The sequence below is a fragment of the Kineococcus vitellinus genome (assembly GCF_009906315.1).
GTDB classification, from domain to species: Bacteria; Actinomycetota; Actinomycetes; order Actinomycetales; family Kineococcaceae; genus Kineococcus; species Kineococcus vitellinus.
The window spans coordinates 1-7,470 of the sequence record NZ_JAAALL010000223.1; the positions used below are offsets into that span (position 1 = coordinate 1).

A 7,470-nucleotide genomic window follows, 5' to 3' on the forward strand; every position below is an offset into this window, starting at 1 on the left:
GGGTGTCGTCGGTGGTGGGGAAGCCCATGCCGCCGCCCTCCCAGCCCATCGACGCCCACTTCTCGCGGATCGCGCCGCGCACCTCGTGGGCGCCGGCTTCCCGGTGACCGGGGACTCCCGTGCCCTCGGCGGCTGGTTCACCCACTTCCAGGGCGGCTCGATCTACTACTCCCCCGCGAGCGGTGCGCACTTCACCGGCGGCGCCATCCGCGACCGCTGGGCCGCGATGGGCTGGGAGCGCGGCGGCATGGGCTTCCCCACCACCGACGACACCCCGACCCCGAACCGCAAGGGCTGGTACACCCACTTCCAGGGCGGCTCGATCTACTGGTCGGCGGCCACCGGCGCGCACGCCGTCCGCGGCGGCTTCCGCGACACCTGGGCGTCGATGGGCTGGGAGAACTCCTGGCTCGGCTTCCCCACCAAGGACGAGTACTCCGTCGAGGGCGGGACGCGCATGGACTTCCAGGGCGGGACGCTCAGCTGGAGCCGGTCCACCGGCAAGATCACGGCCAGGAGGAGCTGACGTGGCCCGTCGGCGCCGCGCCCTGCGCGTCCTCGCGGTCGCCGTGGCGGCCGCGGCGCTGACGGTCACCGCCGCCGCACCCGCGGCCACCGCCGCCGCGCCGCGCCCGCCCGCCGGGCTGCCGGCGGGCGTGGACGCCTTCGCGCGCTACCAGGCGCCCCTCGGCTGCGCCGCACCGCAGCCGGGGACGCTGGCGCTGCGGCAGCTGGTCCTGGACACCTGGGGCCGGCAGAGCGTCGGCACCGCCCGCACCTGCCCGGTCGGCGGCGCGCCCACCTCCGAGCACCACGAGGGCCGGGCGCTGGACTGGGTGCTCGACGCCGCCGACCCCGCCCAGGCGGCGCTGGCGCGCGAGTTCACCGACTGGCTGCTGGCTCCCGACGACCGCGGGAACGCGGCGGCCGCCGCCCGCCGGCTCGGCGTCATGTACGTCATCTGGGACGGGCGGGTCTGGAAGGCCTACCGCCCCGCCGACGGCTGGCAGCCGTACACCGGCGCCGACCCGCACACCGACCACGTCCACGTGTCGCTGTCCTTCTCCGGCGCGGCGCGCGAGACCTCCTGGTGGACGGGCGCGACCGACCCGCTGGTCGGGCACTGGCTGGCCCTCGGCGGCACCCGCTCCGCGCTCGGCCCGGAGGTCGGCGGCACGCGCACGACGGCCGCCACCGGCGTCAGCCGCCGCGACTACCGCTCCGGCAGCGTCTACTCCTCGCCCGCCACCCCGGTGCGCGAGGTGCACGGGCTCATCGGCGCCCGCTTCCACGCCCTCGGCGGAACGGCCGTCCTCGGGCTGCCGCTGACCGACGAGGTCCCCACCCCCCGCCGCGCCGGCGCCTTCAACCACTTCCAGGGCGGCTCGGTCTACTGGTCCCCGGCCACCGGGGCCCACGAGGTGCGCGGCGCGATCCGCGAGCGCTGGGCGCAGCTGGGCTGGGAGGGCGGCCTGGGCTTCCCCACCACCGGTGAGGAGCGGACTCCGGTGAAACCCGGTGCCTACACGCACTTCGAGGGAGGATCGGTGTACTGGTCGCCGGCGACCGGTGCGCACGCCGTCCGCGGCGCGCTGCGCGAGCGCTGGGCGGCCACCGGCTGGGAGAACGGGCCGCTCGGCTTCCCGGTCGCCGACGAGCGCCCCGTCCCCGGCGGGCTGCGGCTGGACTTCCAGGGCGGCTCGATCACCTGGAGCGCCACCGCCCGCACGACCACCGTCTCGCTGAACCGCTGATCACCGTCGACCAGGAGAGAACCATGCCCCGCCCCCGCTCCCGCCTCCTCCGCCTCACCACCGGCCTGGTCGCCGGCACCGCCGCCGCGCTGGCCGCCAGCACGCTGAGCGCCGCCCCGGCCTCCGCCGACGAGGTGCGCCCCGCCGTCGGCGGTTCCTTCACGTTCGTCGGCCACGGCTACGGGCACGGCATCGGCATGTCGCAGTGGGGCGCGCAGTCCCGCGCCGTCGCCGGGCAGGGCTACCGGACGATCCTGGACTTCTACTACCCCGGCACCGCCGTGGCGAGCCGGGAGAACCGGACGCTGCGCGTCGGGCTCACCGCCCTCAGCACCCCCGCCGTGACCGTCGCCGCCCCCACGGGCGCCGCGCTGTCGCTGTCCACGAGCGGGCGGAAGGTGGAGCCCGGTCAGCGCCTGGTCGTCACCGGCGCCGGCGGCGGGCTGGCCGCCGGGGTGGGCGGCGCCTGGCAGGAGGCCTGGGGCGGCGCCGTGACCGTCAGCGGCCCCGACGGCGTCCTGCTCGTCAAGGCCGACGGCACCTCGGTGCGCTACGAGGGCACCGTGCGGATCGTGCCCGGCAGCCCGAACCTCACCGTCGTCAACGACGTCCCGCTGGAGACCTACCTGCGCGGCGTCGTCCCCGCCGAGTCCCCGTCGTCGTGGAACGCCGAGGCCCTCAAGGCGCAGGCCGTCGCGGCCCGCAGCTACGCGCTGTCGGTGCTGCGCGCGCAGGCGCAGACCGACATCTGCGACACCACCGCCTGCCAGGTCTACCGCGGCGCCGAGAGCCGCGACGCCGCCGGGCGCACCACCTGGACGACGCCCGCCTCGACCAACGCCGCCATCGCCGCGACGGCCGGGGAGGTCCGCGCCCACGGCGGCGAGGTCGCCTTCACCCAGTTCTCCTCCTCCAACGGCGGCTGGAGCGTGGCGGGCTCCAAGCCGTACCTGGTCGCCAAGGAGGACCCGTTCTCCGCACCCGGCAGGGCGGTCGCCGGCGACCCGGTGGCCGCCTGGACGGCGACCGTCGCGGCGTCGACGCTCGACGGCGGCTGCGCCCCCGGCGGTGCGGCCACCGGGATCGTCGTCACCGGCCGCGACGGGCGCGGCGACTTCGGCGGGCGCGTCAGGACCGCCAGGCTGCTGTGCACCAACGGCACGGTCGAGGTCACCGGCACGAAGCTGCGCCAGCTCGGCGGGCTGCGCTCGGACTTCGTCGGCATCGTCAGCGCCGTCCAGCTCGCCCACCAGCGCCTGGGCGGGACCGGCGGCCCGCTGGGCGCGGCCACCAGCGCCGAGCTGGGCACCCCGAACGGCCGCGGCAGCTACCAGCACTTCCAGGGCGGCTCGATCTACGCCTCGGCCGCCGGCGCCCACGACGTGCGCGGCGCGATCCGCCAGCGCTGGGCGCAGCTGGGCTGGGAGAACGGCCTGGGCTTCCCCACCGGCGGCGACAGCCGCACCCCGGACGGCTCGGGCTTCTACACCCACTTCGAGCACGGCTCGATCTACTACTCCGCCGCCACCGGCGCCCGCGAGGTGCGCGGCGCGATCCGCGAGCGCTGGGCGCAGCTGGGCTGGGAGCGCGGGATGGGCTTCCCCACCACCGGTGACGTGCGCACCCCCAACGGCGCCGGCTACTACACCCACTTCCAGGGCGGCTCGATCTACTGGTCCCCCGCCACCGGCGCCCGCGAGGTGCGCGGCGCGATCCGCGAGAGGTGGGCGCAGCTGGGCTGGGAGAACGGCGCCCTGGGCTTCCCCGCGACCGGTGACGTGCGCACCCCCAACGGGCGGGGCTCCTACACCCGCTTCCAGGGCGGCTCGATCTACTGGTCGCCGGCCACGGGTGCGCACGCCGTGCGCGGCGGGCTGCTGGACACCTGGGGCGCGCAGGGCTGGGAGAACGGCTCCCTGGGCTTCCCGGCCAGCGACGAGACGTGGGTGGGCGGCGTCCTCGTGCAGCGCTTCGAGGGCGGCACCCTCACCTGGAACCCCGCCACCGGGACGATCACCCGCAGCTGACGGGCCCTCCCCCTGCTCCCGTCCCCGTTCCCGCGGTGATCCCGCACGTGACACCGTGCGGGATCACCGCGGGAGCGGGGGTCGACCTCACCGGGCGGAGCGGGGAGCGCGGCGCAGCAGGGGCGCGGCCAGCAGCGCGGTGAGCACGAGCAGCGAGACCGGGCGGGTCAGCGCGAGCAGCGCCCCGCCCGCCCCGCCGAGCGCGTCGGCGGCCTGCAGCACCGGCAGCAGCCACGGCACCCCCGCCAGCGCCGCCACCGCCGCGGGCGCGGCGCGCCGGCGGCCGGCCAGCAGGACCCCCGCGGCCAGCGGCGCCGCGAGGGCGTGGTGCGACCACGTCACCGGCGAGACCAGGCACGTCACCAGGCTGACGAGCAGCCCGAAGCGCAGCCGGTGCACCGGCTGCGACCAGTCGCAGCGGTGCGCGGCGAGCGCCGCGAGCGCCAGCAGCGGCGGCGCGCACACCAGGCCCAGCGCACCCGCCGCCGCGTCCGCCAGGCCCGCGTGCGCGAAGGCCCCCGCCAGGGAGTTGTTGCTCGTCGTCCCGGGGGCGGCGACGCGGGCGGAGTTCCACAGCAGGTCGGTGAAGTAGCTGCGCGCCGAGGCGGGCGCGGCCAGCGCGCCGAGCAGCGTGGCCGCCGCCCCCACCGCGACGACGGGCAGCGCGAACCGCCGCCGCGCCGGGCGGTTGAGCACCGCGGCGACCACGAGCGCGGGCGTCACCTTCACCGCACCCGCCAGCGCGGCCAGCACCGCCCCGCCCCGCCCGCCGCGCAGGCAGCCGACGACGAGGGCGGTGACGACCAGCGGGCTGACCTGCCCCAGCACGAGCGCCTCGCGGAAGGGGTCGCTGAGCAGCACAGCACCCGCCCCGCAGCCCACGAGCAGCGCCGGGGCGCCCGCCGCGCGCAGCACCCGCACCGCCGCCCACGCCGTGAGCGCCAGCAGCAGCGCGTCCCACAGCAGCAGGTCCACCGCCGCGGGCAGCAGCAGCAGCGGCAGGAAGAGCACGGCCGCGAACGGCGGGTAGACGAACCAGTGCCCGCGCCAGGTCTCGCGCAGGTAGACGTCCCGGCCGGCGAGCAGGTCGCGGGCCCCGTCGCGGTAGACGGCGAGGTCGTAGCCCGGCTGCCAGGACTGCTGCCCCAGCCCGCTCGCCACCAGCGCCGCCGCCGCGAGCGCCCCCAGCAGCAGGGGCAGCGCGACGGCCGGCGCGGGGGCGCGGCGCGGGCGGTGCGGGCGGTGCGGGCGGTGGTGCTCAGGCACCGGTCGCGGAGCGGTCCGGGAAGACGAGGGTCCGGAAGGTGACGAAGCGGAAGACCATGGCGATCGCCATCCCCACGACGTTGCCGGAGAGGTTGTCGGCCAGCGGCGAGGTCCAGCCGAGGCCGTGGTGGGTGATCGCCAGGCACAGCAGCTGCAGCCCCGCGGCGATCACGCTCAGCAGGAAGAACATCGCGTACTCGCGGCCCGGGTGCTCGCTGCGCCGGTCGCGCCAGGTGTAGTACCGGCTGCCGAGGAAGGCGATGGCGATGGCGATGACGCTGGAGACGACCTTGGAGGTCAGCGACCCGACGCCGGAGAACAGCAGGGCGTTGAAGACCAGCAGGTCGGCCAGGTAGGCGATGCCGCCGCTGACGAGGAAGCGCCCCACCTCGCGCACCCGCTCGTGGGAGACCGCGGCGGCCAGCCGCCCGCCGCTCACAGCCACACCGCCAGCAGCAGCGAGGCGCACCACAGGACCGCGAGCGCCAGCAGCACCCGGTCGTGCAGCGCGATCTCCTCGGGCTCCTCGGCGTTGCCGCGGTCGACGTCGACGGCGTAGCGCAGCACCGCCAGCACGAAGGGGACGATGGTCGTCGTGGAGAGCATCGTGCCGGTCTGCACGACGAGGACCTCCACCGCCCACAGCGCGTACGTGGTGACGACGACCGTGGCCGCCAGCGTCCACACGAAGCGCAGGTAGGTCGTGGAGTACTTCTGCACGACGCGGCGCACCGGCTCGCCGGTGAGCTCGCCGCGCCGGGCCTCGCCGTAGCGCTTGCCGGCCGCCATGAACAGCGACCCGAACGCCGCCGTGAGCAGGAACCACCCCGACAGCGGGATGCCGCCGGCGGTGCCGCCGGCGAGCATGCGCAGCAGGAAGCCGGAGGCCACGCAGCCCAGCTCCAGGACCGGCTCGTGCTTGAGGCCGAAGCAGTAGGCGAGCTGGACGACGAAGTAGACGGCCAGGACGACGCCGAGCGCGGGCTGCCACCACAGCCCCGTCCCGATGCCGACGACGGCCAGCGCGACGGCCAGCGCGACGGCCGCGCGCACGCCCAGCTCACCGGCGGCGATGGGCCGGAACCGCTTGCGCGGGTGGGCCCGGTCGGCCTCGACGTCGCGGGCGTCGTTGACGAGGTAGATCGAGCTGGAGACCAGGCAGAACAGCGCGAAGGCCACCGCGACGCCCAGCAGGGTGTCCAGGCCGACCTGCTCCCCCGCCGGGAACACCGGGGCGAGGACGAGCACGTTCTTGACCCACTGGCGCGGGCGCATCGCCCGCAGCCACGCGGGCAGCACGGCGCGGCGCGCGGCGCGGGTGGGCGGGGTCACCGGCTGCTCCTGCGTCCGGCTCACGGCGCCGGCCGGGTGCTCAGGCGCGCGGCGCCCCCGCGCACGACGGCGGTCGTCGCCGCCCCGAGCAGCGCCCCGGCGGTGACGTCGGAGGGGTAGTGCACGCCGAGGACGAGGCGGGAGAGCGCCATCGCCGGCACCAGCGGCCACGTCGGCACCCCCAGCAGCGGCGCGAAGGCGATCGCCGCGGCCGTCGTGGACGTGGCGTGCGAGCTGGGCATGCTCCAGCGGCTGGGCGTGGCCACCCGCACGCTGACGGTGTGCTCCAGCGGGCGGTGGCGGCGCGCGACGCGCTTGAGCACGACGCTGGCGCCGTGCGCGGCGACGACGGCCGTCGTGGCGACCGCCCACTCCCGGCGCCGGCGGCGGTCCAGCGCGAAGCCGGCGGAGCCGACGGCGATCCAGGCGGCGGCGTGCTCGCCGGCGTGCGAGAGGCCCGTGGCCGCGGCGACCGCGGTCCGCGAGCGCACGGCGGACTGCACGGCGCGCAGCACGGCGAGGTCGGCGGCGGCGACGCGCTCGAGGGCGCGCGGCTGCCCGCTCACCGCCCCGCCTCCAGCAGCACGATGCGCCCGGGGGCGAGGATGTGGCCGGTGCGGGCCGGCCAGCTGGCGACGACGCCCTCGGTGGGCACGTCCGCGTCGGCGAAGTAGGCGAGGCGTCCGGTGGTGGGCAACGGGTCGCTGTCTCCCGGGTAGTGGCGGTGGTTGAGGTCGAGGGCGCGGCGGGCGAGGCCGCTGGTGCGCTCGCGCTGGGCCTCCACGAGCGGCCGCAGCCGCGCGGGGTCGGCGAAGATGTCGACGACGCAGTCGCAGGCGTAGGCCAGGTGCCCGATCTCGCCGGGCGACTCCACGAGGCCGACGTCCATGGCGGCCAGGTCGGCGCCGATGGCGGCGTACTGGGCGGGGGTGGCGTAGTTGGTCTGGATCGCCGAGAGCACCCACGGCCGGCCCTGGCGCACGTCCAGCACGGCCGAGGCGACGACCTGGGCGACGACGGCGAGGGCCGCCGCGCCGGCCAGCGCCCCGAGCACGGCCCGCGGCGCCCGGCGGGGCGCGCGGGCCGTGCTC

8 protein-coding genes and 1 pseudogene are annotated in these 7,470 nt (G+C 76.9%); 3 read left to right on the top strand and 6 right to left on the bottom strand.

Annotated features, from left to right (window positions below; all coding sequences use genetic code 11):
* The coding region (locus GTQ99_RS27580) for an LGFP repeat-containing protein (RefSeq protein WP_420814578.1) at nt 1–190 on the bottom strand (190 nt) is incomplete at its 3' end.
* Between GTQ99_RS27580 and GTQ99_RS16995 the strand changes: the two genes are divergently transcribed.
* The 3 genes from GTQ99_RS16995 to GTQ99_RS17005 are packed head-to-tail and all read left to right on the top strand — an operon-like array spanning nt 104 to nt 3,781.
* Nucleotides 104–526, top strand: coding sequence for an LGFP repeat-containing protein (locus GTQ99_RS16995; protein WP_338075054.1), 423 nt, complete (start codon nt 104–106; stop codon nt 524–526). The two genes, GTQ99_RS27580 and GTQ99_RS16995, sit on opposite strands and share 87 nt — an antisense overlap.
* A gap of 1 nt (nt 527) precedes the next feature.
* Complete coding sequence (locus GTQ99_RS24430) at nt 528–1,754, top strand: VldE C-terminal domain-containing protein (protein ID WP_205707667.1); 1,227 nt, start codon at nt 528–530, stop codon at nt 1,752–1,754.
* A 23-nt stretch (nt 1,755–1,777) separates the two neighbouring features.
* The gene (locus tag GTQ99_RS17005) at nt 1,778–3,781 is read left to right on the top strand and encodes a SpoIID/LytB domain-containing protein (protein WP_166616918.1); all 2,004 of its coding nucleotides are present in this window, start codon (nt 1,778–1,780) and stop codon (nt 3,779–3,781) included.
* Between the two features lie 87 nt (nt 3,782–3,868).
* On the opposite strand, the gene GTQ99_RS17010 is transcribed toward GTQ99_RS17005, so the two are convergent.
* The 5 genes and pseudogenes from GTQ99_RS17010 to GTQ99_RS17030 form a co-directional block, all read right to left on the bottom strand.
* Nucleotides 3,869–5,047, bottom strand: coding sequence for a glycosyltransferase 87 family protein (locus tag GTQ99_RS17010; RefSeq protein ID WP_166616919.1), 1,179 nt, complete (start codon nt 5,045–5,047; stop codon nt 3,869–3,871).
* A complete protein-coding gene (locus GTQ99_RS17015; RefSeq protein WP_166616920.1) occupies nt 5,040–5,486 on the bottom strand; it encodes a GtrA family protein in 447 nt (148 codons plus the stop codon). Before GTQ99_RS17015 ends, GTQ99_RS17010 begins: the two co-directional genes overlap by 8 nt.
* Nucleotides 5,483–6,379: a decaprenyl-phosphate phosphoribosyltransferase gene (locus GTQ99_RS17020; protein ID WP_166616921.1), complete on the bottom strand. Its 897-nt coding sequence runs from the start codon at nt 6,377–6,379 to the stop codon at nt 5,483–5,485. The genes GTQ99_RS17015 and GTQ99_RS17020 overlap by 4 nt, the downstream gene beginning before the upstream one ends.
* Nucleotides 6,380–6,399: 20 nt before the next feature.
* The gene (locus GTQ99_RS17025) at nt 6,400–6,945 is read right to left on the bottom strand and encodes a phosphatase PAP2 family protein (RefSeq protein ID WP_166616922.1); all 546 of its coding nucleotides are present in this window, start codon (nt 6,943–6,945) and stop codon (nt 6,400–6,402) included.
* A pseudogene (locus GTQ99_RS17030) lies at nt 6,942–7,470 on the bottom strand (hypothetical protein); the annotation flags it as partial. The pseudogene GTQ99_RS17030 and the gene GTQ99_RS17025, both read right to left, overlap by 4 nt.

Bases quoted from the DNA above. Each gene is read 5' to 3' on its own strand.
- GTQ99_RS17005 (WP_166616918.1), top strand. From the start codon at position 1,778: ATGCCCCGCCCCCGCTCCCGCCTCCTCCGCCTCACCACCGGCCTGGTC.